The organism is Dysgonomonas sp. 511, assembly GCF_010501105.1.
Lineage (GTDB): Bacteria > Bacteroidota > Bacteroidia > Bacteroidales > Dysgonomonadaceae > Dysgonomonas.
The window spans coordinates 14,193-34,777 of sequence record NZ_QVMQ01000027.1; the positions used below are offsets into that span (position 1 = coordinate 14,193).

22 protein-coding genes are annotated in these 20,585 nt (G+C 43.4%); 17 read left to right on the forward strand and 5 right to left on the reverse strand.

The window, feature by feature from the left end; all coding sequences use genetic code 11:
- Positions 1-14 precede the first annotated feature (14 nt).
- The 13 genes from D0T57_RS12315 to D0T57_RS12375 all read left to right on the forward strand — a co-directional run bounded on the left by D0T57_RS12315 (position 15) and on the right by D0T57_RS12375 (position 13,076).
- Entirely contained in the window at positions 15-1,718 is a 1,704-nt protein-coding gene (locus D0T57_RS12315) for a hypothetical protein (RefSeq protein ID WP_163273794.1), read from the forward strand.
- A gap of 207 nt (positions 1,719-1,925) precedes the next feature.
- The gene (locus D0T57_RS12320) at positions 1,926-3,062 is read left to right on the forward strand and encodes an adenylyltransferase/cytidyltransferase family protein (RefSeq protein ID WP_163273795.1); all 1,137 of its coding nucleotides are present in this window, start codon (positions 1,926-1,928) and stop codon (positions 3,060-3,062) included.
- Positions 3,063-3,316: 254 nt separating this feature from the next.
- Positions 3,317-4,489: an XkdF-like putative serine protease domain-containing protein gene (locus D0T57_RS12325; protein ID WP_163273796.1), complete on the forward strand. Its 1,173-nt coding sequence runs from the start codon at positions 3,317-3,319 to the stop codon at positions 4,487-4,489.
- 64 nt (positions 4,490-4,553) lie between these two features.
- Positions 4,554-5,504 (forward strand): hypothetical protein, encoded by a 951-nt coding sequence (locus D0T57_RS12330; RefSeq protein ID WP_163273797.1) that lies wholly within the window; start codon positions 4,554-4,556, stop codon positions 5,502-5,504.
- 95 nt (positions 5,505-5,599) lie between these two features.
- Positions 5,600-6,124, forward strand: coding sequence for a hypothetical protein (locus tag D0T57_RS12335; RefSeq protein WP_163273798.1), 525 nt, complete (start codon positions 5,600-5,602; stop codon positions 6,122-6,124).
- Positions 6,125-6,265: 141 nt separating this feature from the next.
- Positions 6,266-6,832, forward strand: coding sequence for a hypothetical protein (locus D0T57_RS12340; RefSeq protein WP_163273799.1), 567 nt, complete (start codon positions 6,266-6,268; stop codon positions 6,830-6,832).
- A gap of 19 nt (positions 6,833-6,851) precedes the next feature.
- Positions 6,852-9,182 carry a hypothetical protein gene (locus tag D0T57_RS12345; protein ID WP_163273800.1) on the forward strand — a complete coding sequence of 777 codons (2,331 nt, stop codon included), beginning with the start codon at positions 6,852-6,854 and terminating at the stop codon, positions 9,180-9,182.
- Between the two features lie 80 nt (positions 9,183-9,262).
- Positions 9,263-9,409, forward strand: a complete 147-nt coding sequence (locus tag D0T57_RS12350) for a hypothetical protein (RefSeq protein WP_163273801.1) — start codon at positions 9,263-9,265, stop codon at positions 9,407-9,409.
- A gap of 13 nt (positions 9,410-9,422) precedes the next feature.
- Positions 9,423-9,932: a hypothetical protein gene (locus D0T57_RS12355; RefSeq protein ID WP_163273802.1), complete on the forward strand. Its 510-nt coding sequence runs from the start codon at positions 9,423-9,425 to the stop codon at positions 9,930-9,932.
- Complete coding sequence (locus D0T57_RS12360) at positions 9,916-10,323, forward strand: N-acetylmuramoyl-L-alanine amidase (protein WP_163273803.1); 408 nt, start codon at positions 9,916-9,918, stop codon at positions 10,321-10,323. Before D0T57_RS12355 ends, D0T57_RS12360 begins: the two co-directional genes overlap by 17 nt.
- A gap of 18 nt (positions 10,324-10,341) precedes the next feature.
- On the forward strand, positions 10,342-10,575 hold the full coding sequence (locus D0T57_RS12365; RefSeq protein WP_163273804.1) for a hypothetical protein: 234 nt from the start codon (positions 10,342-10,344) through the stop codon (positions 10,573-10,575).
- A 34-nt stretch (positions 10,576-10,609) separates the two neighbouring features.
- A complete protein-coding gene (locus tag D0T57_RS12370; RefSeq protein ID WP_163273805.1) occupies positions 10,610-12,643 on the forward strand; it encodes a hypothetical protein in 2,034 nt (677 codons plus the stop codon).
- Entirely contained in the window at positions 12,630-13,076 is a 447-nt protein-coding gene (locus D0T57_RS12375; RefSeq protein WP_255490589.1) for a hypothetical protein, read from the forward strand. Before D0T57_RS12370 ends, D0T57_RS12375 begins: the two co-directional genes overlap by 14 nt.
- A gap of 69 nt (positions 13,077-13,145) precedes the next feature.
- On the opposite strand, the gene D0T57_RS12380 is transcribed toward D0T57_RS12375, so the two are convergent.
- The 3 genes from D0T57_RS12380 to D0T57_RS12390 form a co-directional block, all read right to left on the reverse strand.
- Positions 13,146-14,183, reverse strand: a complete 1,038-nt coding sequence (locus tag D0T57_RS12380; RefSeq protein WP_163273806.1) for a hypothetical protein — start codon at positions 14,181-14,183, stop codon at positions 13,146-13,148.
- Between the two features lie 127 nt (positions 14,184-14,310).
- Entirely contained in the window at positions 14,311-14,508 is a 198-nt protein-coding gene (locus D0T57_RS12385) for a hypothetical protein (RefSeq protein ID WP_163273807.1), read from the reverse strand.
- A gap of 140 nt (positions 14,509-14,648) precedes the next feature.
- The gene (locus D0T57_RS12390; RefSeq protein ID WP_163273808.1) at positions 14,649-15,521 is read right to left on the reverse strand and encodes a hypothetical protein; all 873 of its coding nucleotides are present in this window, start codon (positions 15,519-15,521) and stop codon (positions 14,649-14,651) included.
- Between the two features lie 192 nt (positions 15,522-15,713).
- Here D0T57_RS12390 and D0T57_RS12395 point away from each other — a divergent pair, with 192 nt between their 5' ends.
- The 3 genes from D0T57_RS12395 (at position 15,714) to D0T57_RS12405 (ending at position 18,183) form a co-directional block, all read left to right on the forward strand.
- Positions 15,714-16,742 carry a low specificity L-threonine aldolase gene (locus tag D0T57_RS12395; protein WP_163273809.1) on the forward strand — a complete coding sequence of 343 codons (1,029 nt, stop codon included), beginning with the start codon at positions 15,714-15,716 and terminating at the stop codon, positions 16,740-16,742.
- 94 nt (positions 16,743-16,836) lie between these two features.
- Positions 16,837-17,478 carry a porin family protein gene (locus D0T57_RS12400; protein ID WP_163273810.1) on the forward strand — a complete coding sequence of 214 codons (642 nt, stop codon included), beginning with the start codon at positions 16,837-16,839 and terminating at the stop codon, positions 17,476-17,478.
- 57 nt (positions 17,479-17,535) lie between these two features.
- Positions 17,536-18,183, forward strand: coding sequence for a porin family protein (locus D0T57_RS12405; protein WP_163273811.1), 648 nt, complete (start codon positions 17,536-17,538; stop codon positions 18,181-18,183).
- A gap of 67 nt (positions 18,184-18,250) precedes the next feature.
- Here D0T57_RS12405 and D0T57_RS12410 read toward each other — a convergent pair whose 3' ends face one another.
- Positions 18,251-18,754 carry a DUF6712 family protein gene (locus D0T57_RS12410; RefSeq protein ID WP_163273812.1) on the reverse strand — a complete coding sequence of 168 codons (504 nt, stop codon included), beginning with the start codon at positions 18,752-18,754 and terminating at the stop codon, positions 18,251-18,253.
- 101 nt (positions 18,755-18,855) lie between these two features.
- Between D0T57_RS12410 and D0T57_RS12415 the strand changes: the two genes are divergently transcribed.
- Entirely contained in the window at positions 18,856-19,224 is a 369-nt protein-coding gene (locus tag D0T57_RS12415) for a hypothetical protein (RefSeq protein WP_163273813.1), read from the forward strand.
- Between the two features lie 55 nt (positions 19,225-19,279).
- Here the strand turns inward: D0T57_RS12415 and D0T57_RS12420 are convergent, their stop codons facing one another.
- Positions 19,280-20,386 (reverse strand): phage portal protein, encoded by a 1,107-nt coding sequence (locus D0T57_RS12420; RefSeq protein ID WP_163273814.1) that lies wholly within the window; start codon positions 20,384-20,386, stop codon positions 19,280-19,282.
- Between the last annotated feature and the right edge of the window lie 199 nt (positions 20,387-20,585).

The following is a 20,585-nucleotide window of genomic DNA, read 5'->3' on the forward strand; positions in this document are numbered from 1 at the left end:
ATAACACTAGAAAAATGAACAAACTACTATTTGTATTTATTACAGTATTCTTGTCAGTCAACCTATCGGGACAGGATATCAAAGACAAATCAATTTCTCTCGACCTGAAGCAAATACCGGGTATTTTGAATCCCTTGACAAAGGAAAACAAAATAAAGTATGTCGTTCCGGAAAAACTTCAATACTGGAAATCGGGTACGATGTATATCAATAATTATCTGGGCGACATTCCGGCAAAGCAGGAAAGAGGGGATAAGCCTGTCGATTATACTTTCGAATTGGTGACTTCCGGCTTCGATTTTTTAGGTGACAGTGGCCCTGTAGCCTTCGAAGGGGGTACGAAGGTCATCGAGATAACATATTCCTATCCTTGTCAGTTGCAGGTGAAAGATGCGTCGGGAAACATAGTAAAGACATTTATAGTAGACGATGGAAGCAAAGAACATAAGACTACTTACCATCCCGATTTTTTCAGTACCAATAATTTTATGGGGGTGGCTATGGAAAATAAGCCGACAAAAGGTTTTAGCATGGCAAATGATAAACTTCTCGAAAAATATGAGAAAGAGAAAGAAGATATTTTTGCGCGTGCCGAGTTCAACAAACTGAGGGAATATGCGTACGCTTGCAGCGATTTTATCCCTTTGGCTTACGGCGAGGTAAAGACATCGAAACCGAATGTAATGACCATTGAGAAGAAATACAAGGAAAAATTTCCGGAACTGGATTCTTCGATAGAAAAACTGACTGTTGCCATTGAGACTGTATATACCGGAAAATATGATGACAACCTGAAATCGGAATTTAATTCGCTGGGCGACTATTTTGCCTCTCAGTACAATGAAAGTTCTTCTAAGCAAATGAGAAAAATATGCTCCTATAATGCCGCTATGGCTTATGCGATGGGAAGTAGTTTCGATAAAGCTTATCAACAGTACGGGGTAGCTGAGGATTTGTTTGGTATATTTTCTGGTTCTACCGGGGCATTTGAAAATATCTTCGACAAGATGCTTTCTGTAGATTTTCTCAGAAATACGAAAGATGCAGATGTGGTGATGCTGGGCGAGTTGCCAACAATAGCGTATAGGAAAAATGAGGTGAGGCGTGCCGAAAATGATAAGATAAATGCTGCGATAGCAGCAAGGCTTGCTGAGAATATTGTTAAAAAACAGGGCTATGTGATAACTAAAGACGGAGAGCGGATAGATGGGGTTATATCTGTGAAATTTGTGGAAACCCCTAAAGAAGCAAAATCGAATATAATGGATATGAGCTTGGGTAAAGTTGTAGATTTCGAAAACTCCGAAGCCAAACTTTATAAGAAATATAAAATGGGCGATATCCGTTGCTTTGTAGTAGGAGATGCCCGCTACGATGTGGTAAAAGAAAATGATGGAGCCGGGGCGAAAGTGTTGAGTGTAGTGCTCACCGGAAGCAAAGGCGACAAGCAATTCGTGAAAAGAATAGGTACGGCCGGTAAATATGTAGCATATTACAGTCCAATGTACGAATATTACCTCATTGCCCTTGTCGACGACGAAAGTCAGAATGAGTATATCGGATACAGCCTGAGCAAGTTAAGGGGTAACGGTAAAGATGCGAAAGAATTTATAGGCGATTGCCCTGCTTTAGTTGAAAAAATCGGCAAAAAGGAAATCTCGAACACGCAAGAGGGAGCTATAGAGGTAATAACATTATTGGCGAAATGTAAAAAGTAAAATTAAAAAAGGCTTTAAATAAAACAATCAGGACAAACGCATGAAGTTTATCCAAACTCAATTCTGAGTTTTGTAGGGGCGAATTATCATTCGCCCGGAATAGAAAAAAATCTGCGGGCGAATGATAATTCGCCCCTACGGTAGTCAAAACTGGAATATCATTTTTTCATGAGTTTGCCCTGGTAAAACAATATAGGGACGCAGAATATGAAGAAAGTTTTTGTAAGCGGGTGTTACGATATGCTTCATAGTGGACATGTAGCCTTTTTCGAAGAGGCGGCAGGCTATGGCGAATTGTATGTCGGCATCGGTTCGGATAAGACCATCGGCGAACTCAAAGCCCGTAAAACCTTCAACAACGAACAGGAACGCCTCTATATGGTAAAAGCCCTGAAGTGCGTGAAAGACGCTTGGATAAACAGTGGGGGAGGTTTACTGGACTTCGATGAGGATATCCGGCATTTGCAACCCGATATTTTCTTCGTAAACAGCGACGGGCACAGTACCCTCAAAGAAAACCTTTGTCGGGAATTGGGCATAGAATATATCGTAAGCAAGCGTGTGCCGCACGAAGGCTTGCCTGTTCGCTCTACTACCGCCCTGCGCGAAGAATGCCGCATCCCATACCGCATAGACCTGGCGGGCGGGTGGCTCGACCAACCCCCGGTGAGTAGCTTGTGCCCGGGTGCGGTGCTGACCATCTCGATAGAACCCGATTACGAGTTTAACGACCGTAGCGGTATGTCGACCAGTTCGCGAAAAAAGGCGATAGAGCTCTGGCAAGTAGATATCCCTACAGGCGACAAGGTGCAGTTGGCGAGAACACTTTTCTGCTACGAAAATCCTCCCGGAACAAGGTATATAAGCGGCTCGCAAGATTCGCTGGGGATCGTTATGCCGGGGCTTAACAAACTGTTTTACGAAGGCGATTTCTGGCCTTCGTATATCGAGAGCATTACCGACGATAGCCTCCTCAACTGGATAGAAGAGCGTTTGTGGCTTGTGCCGCTATATCCCCGCCACGATGATTACGATGTGCTGTCGCAAACCGATATTACTGCTGCCAACGCCCGCCAACTGAGCGATGCTGCCAATGAGTGTTGGGATGCCTTGAAGAATAAGGATGTAGAAAGCTTTGGCAATGCCCTGAGGAGAAGCTTCGAAGCACAGATAAAGATGTATCCGCATATGGTAGACAGCAATATATACGATGTGCTGAACCAATACAAAGACAAGGCTCTGGGATGGAAACTGAGCGGGGCAGGTGGTGGCGGCTATCTTATTTTCGTGAGCGAAACCCCGATAGAAAACGCTATACAGGTACGCATACGCAGGGAACAGTAAGATTCCTTTGCGGTATTTGTGTCAAATAGAACAGGCGCGGTGTAATTGCCGCGCCTGTTTTGTGTTTTATAGAAGAAAAACAAAAATTAAACTAATTGGCAAGCATCAATCTCTCACTCAGATTTGTCACATCCGAACACCGATATGCTGAATTTTCTCTTCAGAAGAAAAAGTCATCACTTTTCTCAAAATAATTCCTTAAAAACTGCATTTTTTCCTTTCCTCGTTATCTATACCGTAAAAAGGAAAAAGCTATGGATTTACCAATTTTCAACTGTATCATCGACGACAACGAAGACGACACCACCGGCATCCTTGCCATGTCGTTTGTCGATTGTCCCGCCAACGAAGCCGACTTCGTTGCGCTCAGGCAGCAATCGCAACAAAACCTGCATCTCAGCCGCGACTCTCAAAAACAGATTTTAACAGGCGTAGTGCTGAAACCCGATCAGCTTATCTATCGTCACAGCCCGCAAACGGGCGACTATTACATTAAGTTCCCGGCCGAACAGATAGAAAAGATTGCACACAAAATGATGCGCACCGGTATTGCCCTCCATTCTACCACCCATCAGCACCAGACCCCACTCGAAGGCAATTATCTGGCTGAGCTGTGGATAGTAGAAGACCCCGAAAATGATAAATCGAAAGCCCTTGGTTTCGAAAGCCTTCCCAAAGGAACCCTGATGTGTAGCTACAAGGTATCCGACAATGAGTATTGGCAAAAAGAAGTGATGACCGGCAATGTCAAAGGCTTCTCTTTGGAAGGTTTTTTCAACCAGCAACCCGATGTTTCCCACATTAAAAACAAAAAGAATGTAAGAATGAACAAAAAGAAACCTAAACAAACCCTGCTCAGGCGCATTGCCCGTATGCTTCTCGATATAGAAAGCGTACAAAAAAGCGATGCAACGGCAAGCGGTACGCCCTATGTGGTCTTCATCCTTGCCGATGGCAGCGAAGCCTATGTAGATCAGGATGGTTTTGCCACCCTCGATGGCGAACAGATGCCGGCCGGAGAGCACAAGCTGGCAAACGGCAACCTGCTGGCGATAGACGAAGAGGGGCAGTTTGTAGAAACCCGCGAACAGTCGCAAGACAAGACCCGGCCTGCCGAAGCCACAGCCCCCGAAACACTTAGGCGTAAGCCAATAAAACAAAAGCTGTCCGATTTTGATCCGAAGACTTCCGAAGCCCTCAAGGCTAAGATTGCAGCTATGCAGCAGACCATCGACGAACTTACAAAATCGCTCGAAGAAGCGCAGTCCTTGCTTGAAGATACAAAGGGACAGGTAGAGGAAATGCGCCGCAAAACACCGTCGGCACAGCCCGCAATGCATCTCTCCGGCAGTAAAAGCGTTTCGGGTATGACTACCGCCGAGCGTCTGGCTGCCGCTCTCAACCAGAGTATCAGCCGCAGGAAGTAAATCAATTAGCGAATTCGAATATTAGCTGATCTGCTAATTTTCAAATCATTAAATCAATTTAATTATGGCAAACAATATGTACGACATTTCATCATTAACCTACCAGCCATCGTCTAATATGGACTGGTTTACAAAAGCCGTATTTGGCGGTAAACTGATAGAAAAGGGTAAGATAACCCCCATTATCGGCGTAAAAGAATCGACTCAGCTCAACCTTATCGACCTTGCCGGCAACATCCTGCAAGCCGATTCGCGCGATTGCTCGTGGACGCCTCAGCAAATGGCTAAGCTCAGCGAAAAAGAACTGAAAGTAAAGACCTACAAAATCAACCTCGAACAATGTCTCGACGACCTTGAGCGCAAACGTACCATCTGGATGATGGGGCCCGGCGCAAAGAATCAGGAATTGCCCGACACGCTCGAAGAGGCTACAATGGCTCTCCTTGCAAGCGAACTGAGCAGCGAGATAGAAACTAAGATTTTCAAGGGTGACAGTTCTGCCGATGCCAACGATTTCGATGGCGTTACCAAAGTGCTTGCCGACAGTGCCGAAGCCATTAAGGTAAACGGTGTAACCCTTACTAAAGATAATGTATTAGGCGAAATAGAAGCTGCTTTCTCATTTTTGCCCGAAGATGTAGCTGCAGTAGGGCTCGAAAAAGAAAGCCTCAATATCTACGTTTCGTATGCTACATTGATGAAGGTGAAAATCGCTCTGGGGGGCGTGTTTGGTACAAATGTGGTGGTAAACCCCAACTTCATAGTAGAAAACGATGTGGTGAAATATCTTGGTGCAGAAATAGTTCCGGTGAAAGGTATCGGCGACAACGATATGGTGATAGCCGAAGCCTCTAACTTCCTGTTGGGCACAGACCTGCTGAGCGACCTAGAGGAAATCCGTCTCGGGCAGATGGCTGCTCCTTACGACAACAAGATATTCATCGATGGGCGTTTGCGTCTGGGTTTCGTCATTCCGTTCGAAGACGAGGTAGTGTTTTATAGCCCGAATAACTAATCCGATAAGCAAATTCGGGAATTAGTAAATGTAAAAATTATATATCATTTGCTAATATGCTAATTTTCAAATCAATTAATTAAAAAAAAGAAACTATGTCAGGATGTAAATTAACTTCGAAAATCACAAAAGACAATTGTCAGTATTCAGTAGCAGGCGTAAAAGCCATTTATCTGTTCAACTACGACTCCGAAAACAAATGCACGCTCGATGCCGACGGTGCTGTAGAAACTATCACTCTTGCCGACAATACATTGAAGGCTTATAAAATAGACTTTGTAGACAATACGGCATCCTTCTCCGACGAGTTGGCTGTAAACGGCAATGGCGGTAAGTACCGTACGCACACCGTCAACTTCACCATCGACAATTACAACTATGCCTTGCTCAATCAGGGCGATGCGCTGAGCCTCGGCAGGTTTACAGTAGTGGTGGTCGACAAGTCGAATAGGGCTATCATACTTGGTCGCAACAACGGGCTTGCAGCCACAGCCTTCAACTATGCTTCGGGCGCAGCAGAAGCCGATGCTACAGGTTGGACTGTGACTATGGCCGGCACGGAAATAGAGATTGCCCGTTTGCTTGCCAGCGAAAGTGTGGTAACTGCTATTACAGAGTAGCGATAATCCGGGCTATTCTCTCCTAATCTTCCGGAAGGAGGATTAGGGTACAACCTGTGAGTAAAAAAAGATAATTACTAACAAATACCCTCTTTATAAGTCCCCCTTTTTTGGGGGATTTAGGGGGCTGGTTTAACAACTATGACTTGTAAATTACTGCAAAATATAAAACACGGCTGCCAGTACACACCCGGGGGAATCCGTTCGCTTTTCCTTTTGGATATCGACGATTTCGTCTCCTACGTTTTCCGCAGCGATGGGCTGTACAGCGAAGGCTATGCCGAGAAGATTGTCGCCTTGTCGCAATATACCGAGATAAGCACAGTAGATGAGAGCAACTTTACCGAAAATTACGACAATGGCATCTACAAACAGCAGTTGACCACCTTTGTCCGTTCACTCGATGGAGATAAGCTATCTGCATTGCTTACAGCCCGTTCGCATAAATATCTCGTGACCTTTGCCACTATGCAGGGACGTGTGTTTTCGTTTGGCTCCGATGGTGGGGCGTCGCTTTCCTTCAACCAGCAATCGGGACAGACGGGTGATACATCGGGCTATAGCATTTCCATAACCAAAAACTCTTTACTCCCACTTATCGAAGTGAGTAAGGATACCAAAAGCTTTGCTCCTCAGTGGATTCTCGACAATGGTGTGTGGAACGACGGCGGATTGTGGACATACGATGGAGTTTGGAAAACGATTTAACAAAGAAAACAATTATTATATGGCAAAAATATATATTGATAAAGTACAACTTGGCGATAGCGGAGAGTTGTCGCGCGACAAGATAAACGAGAACTTCGACCGGATGAACGATTCGGTGGATTCATCGTACAAGACTGTGCAGAAATATGCCGGAAAGATTGCCGAAAAGGTGACTGATGTATCGGGGAAAATTGAAGGGTTGGAGCGATTCAAAGGCTATTTCGAAAATGAAAACCTATTGAAAAGCGCTTATCCTGAGCCCAAAGTTGGAGATTATGCTTACGTCGGTTCTCCTTTTCCCGGTACGGTATGGATATGCAGGGCAAAAGGGAGGTGGGATGCCGGTGGATACACACCTAAGCAACCTGTAATAGAGTTGAATGGTTATGCTAAAAAGGATCAGCTTTGGGCTGCGGATGTATTCGACAGGCGGTATTCGCTGAATGGTGATTTTGGCGATTGGAAGTCGACAGACAATTGTGAGATTTATGGCGACTGGCAAAATGAAGGTTGCCTTATTCTTTCAGCAAATGAAGGGGACGGTATTAGCATGTCGGACACGATACTTAGCAACAACCCCACATGGGTGATGTTTGAAGTGAGAGGCGATGGAGATAACGGATGTTGGCTGTTGTCCAACGGGTTGAACAATTCGGTAGAGGTTCGCCCTCAGGACGATTGGCGCACAGTATTTTTTCATTTCGAAGAGGTGGGAAAGTTTTCATTGTTGAAGCAAAGCGGAGGCGAATTGTTTATCCGTAACTTTTATTACGGACAGAGGGGTAACTGGGGATATGGCTACATAGGAAAGAGAAGCGAAAATGCATTTTCAGACCTTGAGGACGTGGAAATAAGTAATCCTAAGGATAATGACATTACTGTGTTTAGTGGTGGTAAATGGATGAATAGGAGTTTTTTGCGGATGATGGAAAACTTTGGCTTCGAAGTTACCGCTCTCAATTATTTTATCGACAATCTCTCATCATTGGGAGTACAGACAGATGCAACCATTTTGAAAGAGGGCTTTAAGCAACTAAACCCTTTTATTCTTGCAAATGCAGAGGCTGTACTTTTTCCCGGAGCATATAACCCCGGATTGCTATATGGTATGAATCCACGTACCGGAGCTCTGTCGCAATTTTCATTTAGCCGAGCTACAGGTGCAACCGTGTTCGATAAGAATTTGGATATGCAGATGGTAGAAGCTGATATGCCGCGTATAGATTTTGGTAATTACAACCGTGAATATCTATCGGGCGACTATTGGCAAATAAATGAAAATATACAAGGGTATTACGATAAAACCGGTGTATTTATCCCAAGTGAAAATATAAAATCTATTATAATAGAGGATGTGAACAAAGGGGATAAATTTGCTGTGAAAAATTTGAGTACGGGAGGAAGACAGGTCGGTATATTAGGTTTTAAGACCGATGGTACGTTTATAGACTTAAATAGCGTTGGCAATAATTATGAAGATTTGAACCAAGTTGTGAGTATTATTGAGGGTTTCTTTACTGTACCCGAAGGTATTTACAAAATAGCAATATCTACGAACGTTGGAGGCTCTTTCCAATCATACCCTTACTACTGCTACAAATTTAAAGATGCGTTAGGTACTGCAAAAATCCTTATAGAAAAAGAAGCAACCAATCTTGCAGACTATAGCACAATATCGGATAAACCTACTGGAATCTATGGCACGTATATCAAGGAAATAGGCACGCTTAATTGGTTTAACTTTATCCTTAATGGGGTGAGATACCCCATTATAACAGACCCCAAAACATACTATATGTACAGGGGCTTTTCAGATTGGAATGTAGGGGATGTGTATAGATATTCGGTATATACTAAATTGGAGAATAACGAGAAACCTAAAATTCTTAATATTCAAAATATAAATTATGATGCAGGTTGGAACTTTGGTGGTGGGTCTGCCCGTAATAATTCCCCTGTTACAGATAATCTGAAAGATAATATCTACCGGATAGGTAATAATATCAATGTTGTTACTACCCCAATCAATACAGGTCTTATGAAATATGGCAGTAATCGTCAACTTTCCGACATGTTAATATCAGGTGTACAGATAGAAAAAGGTGGTATTTCGACATCTTATATTCCTACGACCGATAGTCAGGTTACCCGTGCAGCCGACCTTTTATCTTACACTTTAACAAACCCGTGCTCCATCTATCTGAAAACGACCAAACAAAACGTCGTCCTCGAAAAGCCTGCCGGCACATGGAATATTCACGAAGACCTCGACAATGAAGGCATTCTGCAACTCGCAGTATTCGACCGCATTATTATTCGTGCAAAGAGAGAGAAGAACTCGACAATGTAATCAGTTTTAAAGGCAACTACTACGAAGACAGGGATATACTGATAGACGTAGTAGGCAAGGTAAACCTCAATCCCCCGATATTGCTCGAAGAAGGCGAAGAAGATACCCGCGAACCCTTATGGTCCGATTTCCTTTTCAATGTGATATTCAAAACAGAAAAGAAAGCCGGGCTGTTCGAAGCATTCAGCCACGAAACACCAAAGACACCATATCGCAAATTCCTGTAAAACGATAAAGCCTATGGAACGTATATTAGAAAAATTGTCGTGGCTGGGCAATGTACAGGCATTGCTCGTAAGCCTGTTTGGAATGGCGGCGGCGTATTTCGACAGCACCATCACATTTATGTATGCGCTGTTTGCAGCATTCGCATTTAATATACTTGCCGGAATGCGCGCCGATGATGTGAGCCTCTCGCGTTGGAAGAATTTTAAGAAAAAGAAGTTTAAAGACAGCCTTATCGAACTATTCATTATTGTTGGTATTACCTATATACTGAAAGGTATAATGGATCTGATGGTTCACAACGAGAAGAGTGTGTATGCCGTGCAGGTGCTTACGTGGATAGCTCTCTATTATTATCTGCGCAACGGACTTCGCAACCTCTCTAAAGCCTATCCTGCCCATTTGTGGATAAAAGCTGTATATCATTTGGTTAGCTTCCAGTTTGCGCAGATGATGCCCGAAAGCGTCAGGCAGGCAATAAACCGCACAAAAGAGGAAACAGAAAAAGATGAGGAAGATAAATAAAATAATCATTCATTGCTCGGCTACCCGCCAAGGCGAACATTTCACCACCGATGATATAGACCGTTGGCATCGTGCGCGCGGTTTCCGCAAGATTGGCTACCATTTTGTTGTCTATCTTGATGGTAGTGTGCATCCGGGGCGAATGCTCGAAGAGGTAGGAGCGCATACTGTAGGTCATAATACCTATTCTGTAGGTATATGCTACATCGGCGGAACAGATGCCGAGGGCAATCCCAAAGATACACGTACCGACGAGCAGAAGATAGCCTTGAGGGCGATCGTAGAAACTTTACGTTCTGCTTTTCCCAATGCTGCTGTACATGGGCATTGCGAGTTTGCAGCAAAAGCCTGCCCGAGTTTCGATGTAAAGAAAGAATTTGAGAATCAATAATCTAATAAATAAAAAATTATGCTGACAATCACAACCAATACAAAGAGCATCTCGTTCGAAAAGGACGGGCAAACCTACCAACGTGCCTACAATTCGATAGAATACAATATTGCAGGCGATACGGCCGTATTTCTGCAAGGAAGCAGCAAATCGGTCTTGTTTTCCGAAAAGATAGGAAATATTTCAGTCAACACACAACCCGTCAACGCAGGAAATGTAAACGAAATACTCAGCGAGGCTCTTTTTGTCTAGGGGTTCGAGGTTGATAAGAAGGTTTTCGGATAAGATGCAAAAGATAGGGGTGCGTGTAAACGAACCCCTTGTCAATGAATTATACGACAACCTCGAACCCCATATAAAGAAAAAAGCCAGTGTAATATTGCTGCCTGCTGCCACATCGCAAGGGGTAGTATATGCAATGGATAACAGGAATGGTTCTGCTGTACCGCTCGATTTTTCGCGTATGTCGGATGCTACTTGTTTCGATAGCAATCTCAAGATGCATCAGGTAAGTAAAGATGTGCCGCGTGTAGACTTTATTAACTATGGTAGCAAGGCAAAGATACTGGTAGAAAAAGAAGCGGTAAATATTATTCGTTACTCACAAGATTTCTCGCAATGGTTAGATTTTGGCACAAGCCACGAACTATCAGAGGATACCATACTTGGTATGCCTGCATATAAAGTGACCAAAGCAGAATCAGGGTTGTACAAATGGATATATCATCCTGCTATTAATCTAGGAACAGATTTCAGCACTAGTACGTATTTAAAGAATATAGATACTACTAGTGGTTTAGGATATGCGGTTTATACTCCGGTATCAGCAACCATTAAATCCCGTATTCTATTTGGAAATGGGGAGATAGTGAATTATGCGGTTCGGTTTGCTGACAATAAACCTATGGTTACAGCTTTTACGGTCACTGGCAACACAGGGAATTCTTTGCGTCCCGTATTATCATTGGATTCAATCAATTCAACTGCGGTCAATACATCATTGCTTATATCAGCTATGCAAACCGAATCATCTGCAAACCCGACTTCCTACATTCCGACCAATGGCAGCCAGGCAACCCGCTCGAAGGAATACCTGTCTATCAACCTCAGGCAAAATGCCCGGATAGAAATAAAAACGACCAAACAAGACATTGTTATCTATCGCGAAGCTGGGATTTTCAATGTAGAAGAATTGTTGAATAATGAGGGCATATTACATCTGGCTATCTTCTATTTTTCCGACGAAGGCTATTGGAACGACATCCTTAAAACTTTTATTAATAAGGTGAAAGAGGATGGAGGTATTGTTGATAGTTCTATTTTCGATTCTTATCTGAATCTTACAGAAAAAGAAAGAAGCAAAGAGATCGTTTTAATTCCGGGAGCTTATAAAGCAGGCGTTATATATGCTATTTCTTTTAAGGATGGTGAAGTCGGTTGTGTGAAACTGGACTTTGACAGGACTACATCTGCCACATATTTTGATAGCAAATTAGATATGGATATCGCTGATCGAAATATTCCTCGCATAGATTATGGTAATTATTCTAACCAAGCGAAGATATTAGTGGAGAAAGAAGCTACAAACTTTGCAAAGAGCAGCGATTTTTCTATAAAAAGGTTATGGGGCGAAAATGCAACCGTTGACCAGATAGGTATAAACTGGTTCGAATTTGTAAAATATGCAGGTCGGTTTGTTCATAACGATACACGAGCGAGCTCAATATATCAGCCATTTGCACACGATTCGCCTAATCATGCTGATTTAGTGTTTTCGTGTTTTATCAAAAGAGAAGATAACGAAAAGCCTGTTCTTGGAATCTCTAATATTTTGTATGATGGAGCGACTATTTCACCTAAAAAAACTTATGTACATCATCATTTGAGAGATAATATTTATCAGGTACAGGCTTTCGACCTTACATGGAATTGGGTGGTTGGCTTTTCTAAAAACATACAACATAGCCGCAATACATTAATCGCTACAGGCTTTCAGTTTGAATATAAAGATGATGTTACATCTTATATTCCTACAGGCAACAATCAGGCTACGCGTTCTGCCGAATCATTATCAATCAATTTGGATGTAGACAGCAAAATCTATATAAGAACAACACAAAACGAATTAAACCTTTATGGTGCTGCTAATACCCGGTTTAATATCGACGAGTGTGTTTCAAATGATGGAATATTGTATATGAGTGTCGTTCCTATGCAAGAGTCAGATTATACGGAAACTGCACGATTGAATCTGTTTAAGCATAGGGTTGTTTCAGAAGGTGGAGTTTATAATTCAGTATTCGAAGATGTCTGGAGCTAATAATAAAATGAATGCAATGATGAAAAAGGCTTATAGAATACATGTTGCAGCCATTGTTGCAGTAGTGCTGATTGTCTTTTTCCTTATATTCTCAGGATGCAAGGCGAAGGCTATATATGTGCCGGTAGAAACAGTAAAAACAGAATACAGGGATACTTTTCGCCGCGATTCGGTATATCTCCACGACTCGGTATTGGTAAAGATGAGAGGCGATACCGTATGGGTAGAAAAGTACAAATACCTCTACCACGACAAGCTGAGGACAGACTCCGTTTATCTGTCCGATACCATCCGTATCCCTTATCCCGTAGATGTGGAAAAAGAAGTGAACAGGCTCTCGTCGTTCCAGTCGTTTCAAATATGGTGCGGCCGCATCGTGCTGCTCATCTTGCTGGGCTGGTTTTCTGTAAAATGGATCCGCACAAAACTCTGATTATAAAGTCCCTCCGCTCGCGTTTGGCAGGGGGACTTTTATTTTATATATAGTTTCTGCTATTTTCTCTTACAGGCCGTTATACTCGTGTACCATCAGCTTGTAAAACCTGCTTATCTCATTATATATCTGTTTCAGGTGGCGGTTGCGGGCATCCTCTACAGTTTCTTTGTAAACATGGTCTATATCCGTTATTTCCTTGGCCGGGTCGAGATATTCGAGGAATTTGTCGGCATTGCTCGCCGTTTCGCCAACATATTCATAGAAGCGGTTGAAGCGGTCTTCACTGTTTCCGTTGGTTTTCATCGAGGCCTTCATAGCGGGTGTCGCCACCTTGTCTTTCTCCAGCGATTTGCGTATGGTGGCCACATCTGCTTTTATTGCTTCGGCATCAGGCTTGTCGTCGCGGCATTTAGCCATCATTTGCGATACTGCGCTCAGGTTTTTCTTCATAGGTATAATCACCGAAGCCAGCGGATGCGATTTTAGCACGACCAATTCGGCACGGTCGCCCGCAGCCGAAGAAAGTTCCATCGTTTTCTTAAACATGATGTTTATCTTTTTATACGATGCGTAGAATGTATCGCGCAGGGCTATAAAATTCGTATATTTCTCATCGTCTTCCATATATTTTTTTTCGCGGAAGTAATTATAGGCATTGTTGCCAAGCACCTTTGCCACCTCAAACTCGTTGTTTATCGCAGTCATATTAGCCATTATCTCTGCTTTTTCGGTAAATGCAGGAGCTAGTTTGGCTTTCTCCTGAAACGTCTTATACTGCCCGTCGCGGAAAGAATATATACCGCTGGTATTGGCAGCCGCATAGCTGCTGGTCTTAGGGTTTTGTATTACCTGGTTTATCGACTTGTCGAGGCGTTCGAGCCTGTCACCCAGTGTTTTCATGCTTTCTAGCTGAGTGTTGTAGATGTCGACCACACTATTTGTCATTTCTATTATGTTGCCGGCACTGACTCTGGTAAGGGGTGCGGCAGCTGTTGTCTTTTTTCGTGCGCGAGAAGTCGACGACCTCTTTTTTTGCTGAGCCGATACGTCGAAGGCAGCCAGTGACAACACTGCTGCAAGGACAATTAAGAAGTGTTTTTTCATTTTATGTTATTGTTTGATGAATATAATCGGATATAGAAGGCGCGCCGGAAGTATCATCTTTAGTGCTGTTTTACTTCCGACACGCCCACTTTGTTTTTTTATTATCCCAAAGGATAATCAGGCGGCTTTATTCAGCCGTTGCACCTTTTTTGCCCAGCAACCAAAGTACAGCGCCTATTACTGTAATAGCTATCATTATTATCCAAGCTACAGTATCGCCCCAAAGGTAGATCCAGAATAAAACGCGAGGCACTCTGTCGAGGAAACTTAATACCATGGCCATAGCACCGATGATAGCCATAAAAGAACCGATTTTTGTTAACATTTTGTGTAAAGTGTTAGATTAAATAATATGTTAGAGTCTGCAAAAAATCACTAAAATCTATAAAAATAGTTTTGGCAAAAGTATAATAAAAAATGTATTGGGCAAATAAGACCCGTTTAAATTTTATAGCAAATCTTTTTTTATAGATGCTTCGGCTGTCTGGCTTTGGGCTTGCCGGTTTTTTCATTCTCGAAATAATCGTCGGGCGAAGGGTATATAATAATCCGGGGGATGCGTATCTGTGGTATCATTTTTTCTTTTTCATCCTCGCTCATTTCCATTCTGGCGGCAAAGTGGTCGATGTGCATACCCGGCCTTACCTCCGGCGAATAGAGCATGCGTATTACTGTTTTTTCTTGTGGCGACAGATAGAAGGGCTGGCTGCGGAAAGCCTGCACCTCGCGCATGGTACGGAAGTATTGAGGTATCACCGAGCGTCCGATAGTGATATAATATGGATAAAGTTTGATAGGGTGGTTGAGCCCCAGTGCATGTTCAAATTCGTGCATCAGGGTTTGCGAACTGGCATCGCATCCATCGAATATTATGGCAAAGTTGATATCCCACGAATAGGCACTGGTCTTGTTGATACGTGCCAAACCTCTGGGGCAGTACTTCTCCGGCTTTAGCGGGTCTATGCGCTCCACACGGCGGTAGACATGCAGGTTGCCCCCCGATTCTACACGTTGTATCTTCACGGGAGCTATCAATGGAGCAAGGATGGCGATGATGGAATCGACTTCTTCTACTGCATACGGCTCTATTTCGTCGATGTTCTTTATCTCTACGAATATATTGTCAGTCCATTTTCTCACACGTATTTCGTCGCCGGTAAATGCCACGTCGCAAAAGAGGCTCAGTTCATCATCCGAAAATCCTATCTGTTTGAATTTTTCGGCGTCGAAGCGGCGGGTTTCATTCCTCACCGAAGCTTCGAACACACAACAAGCCACTCCTAATATAGCTAAAAGGACGATAACAAAAAAAAGAGTATTCGCGATATATCTTACCATAGCTGCCATCTGTATTATTGTGCAATGCAGCAACGGCATGGTAGCTTCCGTTGCCTATTCCCCTTACGATTACTTATATACTTCTTAGTAACTCTTAGCAAATAGAGTGATTTTTTATGAAATTTCCATAAATGGGATGAATTTTTAAGTGCTATTTCTGCAATAATTGCTTTTTTTGTAAAAAATATACATATGAAATACAGTTTTGCCAACGATTATGCAGAAGGCTGCCACCCTTCCATTTTAGAAGAACTTGTAGTAAGTAATTTCGATCAGCAACAAGGCTATGGCTGCGACAGCCATACACAGAGCGCAGTTGCAGCTATCAGGATGCGCATACACGACCCTTCGGCTGCCGTGCATTTTGTATCGGGCGGCACACAAGCCAACCTGGTAGTGCTGTCATCTATGCTCCGCCCGTTCGAGTCGGTAGCCGCAGCCACTACCGGGCATATCTATACCAACGAGTCGGGCGCCATAGAAGCCACAGGCCATAAAGTAGAAGCCGTGCCCACCGCCGGAGGCAAGCTTTGTCCCGATGATATAAAACCCTTGCTCAATAAGGCACGGGGGCATCATGCAGTGCGCACGCGTGCTGTGTATATATCCAACGCTACCGAACTGGGAACGATATACACATATAAAGAACTGTCGGACTTATATATCTTCTGCAAAGAAAATGATTTGCTCCTCTTCATGGATGGCGCACGTCTGCCGATGGCCCTCGCAGCCGGAGGTGGCGATATGTCGCTGACCGATATTGCTGCGCTTACCGATGTCTTTTATCTGGGGGGTACCAAATGCGGGGCATTACTCGGAGAAGCTATCGTGATAACAAATGAGGAATTGAAAAAAGATTTCGAATACCACCTCAAGCAGCGTGGCGCCTTGATGGCCAAAGGGCGCACTATCGGCGTACAATTCGATTGCCTGTTGCGCAACGATCTGATTTTTCGCCTGGCAGCACATGCCAATAAGATGGCTGGCAAATTGTCGGAAGCTTTTCGTGCACAAGGCTTTCCTATGCTAGTAGATTCGCCCACAAATCAGATATTTCCTATTTTGCCCAACAAACTGGTAGCAGCACTGCACCAAAACTACGAGTTTCTCGACTGGCAAACGGTTGATAACCAGCATACGGCCATACGTTTCATCACCTCGTGGGCTACGCCCGAAGAAGCGGTAGACGAATGCATCGAAGACCTGTCGCGGCTGGTATGATTGCAATTTTTTTTTTATTTTAAACTAAAAAACGATATATTTGTTTATTGTTAGTATATGAATATGATTTATCATTAATAAAAATCTAACATTTATGAAGAAAATTCTTTCAATTATTGTAACAATTCTTTTGTTCAATATCTCTGTTTACGCCCAGTTTCCGGGTGTAACTTTCGGAGTAAAAGTAGGGGGTAATTTTTCTAATCTTAGTGGAGATCTGGACGACACCAAGGCTCGGATAGGCGCTCTGGGTGGAGCTACGGTCGATATTTACCTGACAGATACATGGTATTTGCTTTCGGGGCTCGAACTCAACCTGAAAGGAGCAAAATGGAATGCCGATTATACGATCGAAAATCAGAAGGTAGGGGTGGAAAATAAAGCTACTACATTGTACCTTCAGCTACCTGTACATATAGCATACAAAATGGATATACTCGACGATTCGAAGCTAGTATTCCATGCAGGTCCTTACTTTGCTTACGGGTTAAAGGGCAGGACTACCATTGATACTACCATCGAAGGCAAAACCACTACCGAGAAGATCGGCTTCTTTGGCGACGACAGGGCAAGCCGTTTCGATTTTGGGCTGGGAGCCGGAGCAGGTATCGAGTTGTTCGAAAGAATACCGATCGGAATCGGTTTCGATTTTGGGCTTGCCAATATCTATAATGGAGACGACGACCTAAAGATGCGTAATATGAGCGCATACCTCTCGGTAGGATATAAATTTTAGTATTATTATAATAAAGTGTTGTAAGATAAATTATTAATTGTATTTAAAAAAAATGTTATGAAAAAGATTTTTTTACTTTGTATAACTGCATTATTCTTGTCGGGATTGTCAGTTAATGCACAAACTAAACCTATTACTTTCGGTGTAAAGGTAGGTATGAACTTGTCAGACCTTAAGGGAGACGATACTGATGGTTTCAGAGACCGCTTTGCAGGTATTGCAGGTATAACAGTAGACTTCGCCATTACCAACAACCTGTATCTGATGACAGGATTGGAATATGCCGAAAAAGGTGCTAAAATAACTTTCGAAGAGGAAGTTGGAGATGATATTTACGGAAAAGTAGAAAGCCGTGTTTCTCCATCATACCTACAATTGCCGGTTCATATCGGTCTTAAATTAGGTATCGGCGACAATGGAAATACCAAATTCGTATTGCACGGAGGTGGATATGCTGCCTATGGTGTAAGAGGACGTGTAACTAACAGCTGGATTGGAGAAGACGGATGGGTTACTGAAAAATCAGACCTGTTTACCGACAATGGATTCAAACGTTTCGACTGCGGTGTTGGCGTAGGTGGTGGATTCGAATTTAACCACTTCGTTGTAGACGGTGGATTCAACTATGGTCTTCTCGATGTAAGCAAAAGCGAAGGCAAGGTGCGTAACATCAACGGTTATGTAACTCTTGGTTTCAAATTCTAATAAACAATTATTTTTTTGGAATTTAATAGAAGGCACGGCTGTTTTAGCCGTGCTTTTTTTATGGAAGTTATCTTTTGGGGAAAAAGAACCCGCTGTCGAATGGTATATTCTCGGCCACGCAACCTGTATGCTTGTTTTCCCACAAGGGATAATCTCCCTTGTTTTTAAGGAGGAAATCTGCAAGTTGTTTTTTCAGCAGGTCGGCATCGTTTTTTATCCACTGGCGCAGTTGTGCTAGGTCGGAGATAGACACGCCTTTGCTGTTTTCGCTCTCGCGGATGGTTATGCCCTTGTTTACTATCGTAGCCCAATGGAAAGGCAATGCCTGATATACCGTGTAGAACGAAAGGGTGGGAGCTATCTGCATTATCAGTGCGCTGTTGGCTTCGTTGAGGCTATTGGCTTCCACCTGCCGGCAAAGTTCGTCCATCAATGCCGTGCCGAGCAGAGGGGTGATATGAAGTTCCTGTGCGATACCCAGATAGGGTACAAATTCGGCAACATCTGTTGCGGCTGTAATGGGAGAATGTTGTTTAAACAGCTTTTCGGTGATTAGAAGTATTTTGTTCATATTTTTGGTGGTTTATTATTAAAATAAAATATTTTGTTGCGATAATTAAACTATTTGTATGTTTTCGTATCTATAATAATAGGTAACTAAAACATATTATTATGAAAAGAAACAGAATTTTATCCCGTATCTTCTGCTTTTTGTTTGTCTCTGCAATCCTCGTATCATGTTCTACAGTAGACGATGGCATAAAGAAAACACAACTGGGTATGACCAAGCAGCAGGTAGTAAAGGTGATGGGCGACAACTACCAGATAAAGGCTATGACACAGACATCCGAGGGTGCATTGGAAATCTGGCGTTACACCATGTATGTACTTGATAGTAGCCGGCAACAGACCACGGCCAGAAGTTATTACCTGCTTCATTTCCTCAATGGTAAGCTGGTAGAAATGTATCAGGAAGATGCACAACCAGATATAATTATCCAGTCGCCACACCAACGCCCGCCACATCGGGGAAGGTCATAACAGCATAGTCTGTTTTTCAGAGGTATATAGAGGGGGGGATGGTTGTCCCCCTTTCTCATTCCTGCTCGCCAGCCAATTTGCCCACTATATCCAAGTCGTCTATTTCCAACATCTTATACCCGTTATTCACCGTAAAGATGCTTAATACATCCGTTATCTTGCGGCGGAGTTGGTGTATAACCGTCTGGTTGTATAGTACATACGAATTGATGATCTCGTTGGCATTGCCGCTCAGGTTGCCCGATCCCGAAAGCCCGGCAAGGGTAGGGGAGGTAAGGCGGTGTGCCGAAATGATCTTTTGGAAAATAATCTCGTCCACATTGTTGTACAGGTCGGCATTGCTGCTCGCCGTGTACGAAGTCACCACAGGTTTCACTTCCTGACTTTCGCCCCAAAGTACAACAATACTGTTTGCCCCGTTGGTGCCCGAATAGCTACTTTCTATATCGCGTTGAAATTGCTCTTTCTGCGCTTCGGTAGGGTTGCTCGGCATGGTGATGATGGTAGAAGGCACAAACCCGTTGTTGATAGAGTTGCGGTAAAACTTGCCCAGCAGCCCGTCGGCCTCTATATAGTTGAGTGCCGAATAATATTGTGGCACAGGGTAATAGTCGAGGCTGGGCGCATAATCCCTGAAATAGTAAAGGTATGGCACGCCCTTTTGCATCTCTTCTGCTCCATAGGCTTTTATCTCCACAGGCGCATACTTGCCGTAGGTTTTGCGCCAATCGTTCGACAAGTAGAAGCTCAGGTGTACGCCATATTCGTTTACGCTGCCTACGCGCACCTTGCTGAAATCGGTGTGGTAGAGGCTTACGGTCTTGCCGTTTTCGTTGAGTATTACCTGAAAGCAATACCCGCCGAAGGTTACATAGTCACGTGCTATCTTCTCCAGCAGCGAATCCCAGTCGTCCTGCGGATTGGGCTGCCCGTAGTATTCGTTGTCGCGGACGCCTGCCCCGCAAATGTAGGTCACTTTGTTGTCTATCACGGCCTTGTTGATCGCCGATTCGTTGTTTAGCTCTATGATGCGCTGCGGCAACAGGTTGTCGCGGTCGTAGTTTATCCATCCCCTAGTGTTGCGGCTGAATGTAGGGTACGATTTCACGGTTTGCGAAAGCTTAATTACAGTGTAAGGGCTTGTTGTTGAATGTTTTTTCATAATCCTTTGTCTTGTTGGCATAAGTGTTTTATGCTATAGATAATTCTTTACAAGTTTGATGGAAAATGTTAACAATCGGCGCGTTTTTCTGTAATTTTTCTATTGCTGTCCGGTAAAACTTTTTAGCCTACAAATACTTAGGGCTGCTTCCATTTGGTGGATTCAGCCCTAAGTAGTTATTTAGAAGTCTGCAAACAAT

Excerpts from the sequence above, each read along its gene's own strand:
- D0T57_RS12315 (WP_163273794.1), top strand. The coding sequence starts at position 15 with ATGAACAAACTACTATTTGTATTTATTACAGTATTCTTGTCAGTCAAC.
- D0T57_RS12320 (WP_163273795.1), top strand. The coding sequence starts at position 1,926 with ATGAAGAAAGTTTTTGTAAGCGGGTGTTACGATATGCTTCATAGTGGA.
- D0T57_RS12325 (WP_163273796.1), top strand. The coding sequence starts at position 3,317 with ATGGATTTACCAATTTTCAACTGTATCATCGACGACAACGAAGACGAC.
- D0T57_RS12330 (WP_163273797.1), top strand. The coding sequence starts at position 4,554 with ATGGCAAACAATATGTACGACATTTCATCATTAACCTACCAGCCATCG.
- D0T57_RS12335 (WP_163273798.1), top strand. The coding sequence starts at position 5,600 with ATGTCAGGATGTAAATTAACTTCGAAAATCACAAAAGACAATTGTCAG.
- D0T57_RS12340 (WP_163273799.1), top strand. The coding sequence starts at position 6,266 with ATGACTTGTAAATTACTGCAAAATATAAAACACGGCTGCCAGTACACA.
- D0T57_RS12345 (WP_163273800.1), top strand. The coding sequence starts at position 6,852 with ATGGCAAAAATATATATTGATAAAGTACAACTTGGCGATAGCGGAGAG.
- D0T57_RS12355 (WP_163273802.1), top strand. The coding sequence starts at position 9,423 with ATGGAACGTATATTAGAAAAATTGTCGTGGCTGGGCAATGTACAGGCA.
- D0T57_RS12360 (WP_163273803.1), top strand. The coding sequence starts at position 9,916 with ATGAGGAAGATAAATAAAATAATCATTCATTGCTCGGCTACCCGCCAA.
- D0T57_RS12365 (WP_163273804.1), top strand. The coding sequence starts at position 10,342 with ATGCTGACAATCACAACCAATACAAAGAGCATCTCGTTCGAAAAGGAC.
- D0T57_RS12370 (WP_163273805.1), top strand. The coding sequence starts at position 10,610 with ATGCAAAAGATAGGGGTGCGTGTAAACGAACCCCTTGTCAATGAATTA.
- D0T57_RS12375 (WP_255490589.1), top strand. The coding sequence starts at position 12,630 with ATGTCTGGAGCTAATAATAAAATGAATGCAATGATGAAAAAGGCTTAT.
- D0T57_RS12380 (WP_163273806.1), bottom strand. The coding sequence starts at position 14,183 with ATGAAAAAACACTTCTTAATTGTCCTTGCAGCAGTGTTGTCACTGGCT.
- D0T57_RS12385 (WP_163273807.1), bottom strand. The coding sequence starts at position 14,508 with ATGTTAACAAAAATCGGTTCTTTTATGGCTATCATCGGTGCTATGGCC.
- D0T57_RS12390 (WP_163273808.1), bottom strand. The coding sequence starts at position 15,521 with ATGGTAAGATATATCGCGAATACTCTTTTTTTTGTTATCGTCCTTTTA.
- D0T57_RS12395 (WP_163273809.1), top strand. The coding sequence starts at position 15,714 with ATGAAATACAGTTTTGCCAACGATTATGCAGAAGGCTGCCACCCTTCC.
- D0T57_RS12400 (WP_163273810.1), top strand. The coding sequence starts at position 16,837 with ATGAAGAAAATTCTTTCAATTATTGTAACAATTCTTTTGTTCAATATC.
- D0T57_RS12405 (WP_163273811.1), top strand. The coding sequence starts at position 17,536 with ATGAAAAAGATTTTTTTACTTTGTATAACTGCATTATTCTTGTCGGGA.
- D0T57_RS12410 (WP_163273812.1), bottom strand. The coding sequence starts at position 18,754 with ATGAACAAAATACTTCTAATCACCGAAAAGCTGTTTAAACAACATTCT.
- D0T57_RS12415 (WP_163273813.1), top strand. The coding sequence starts at position 18,856 with ATGAAAAGAAACAGAATTTTATCCCGTATCTTCTGCTTTTTGTTTGTC.
- D0T57_RS12420 (WP_163273814.1), bottom strand. The coding sequence starts at position 20,386 with ATGAAAAAACATTCAACAACAAGCCCTTACACTGTAATTAAGCTTTCG.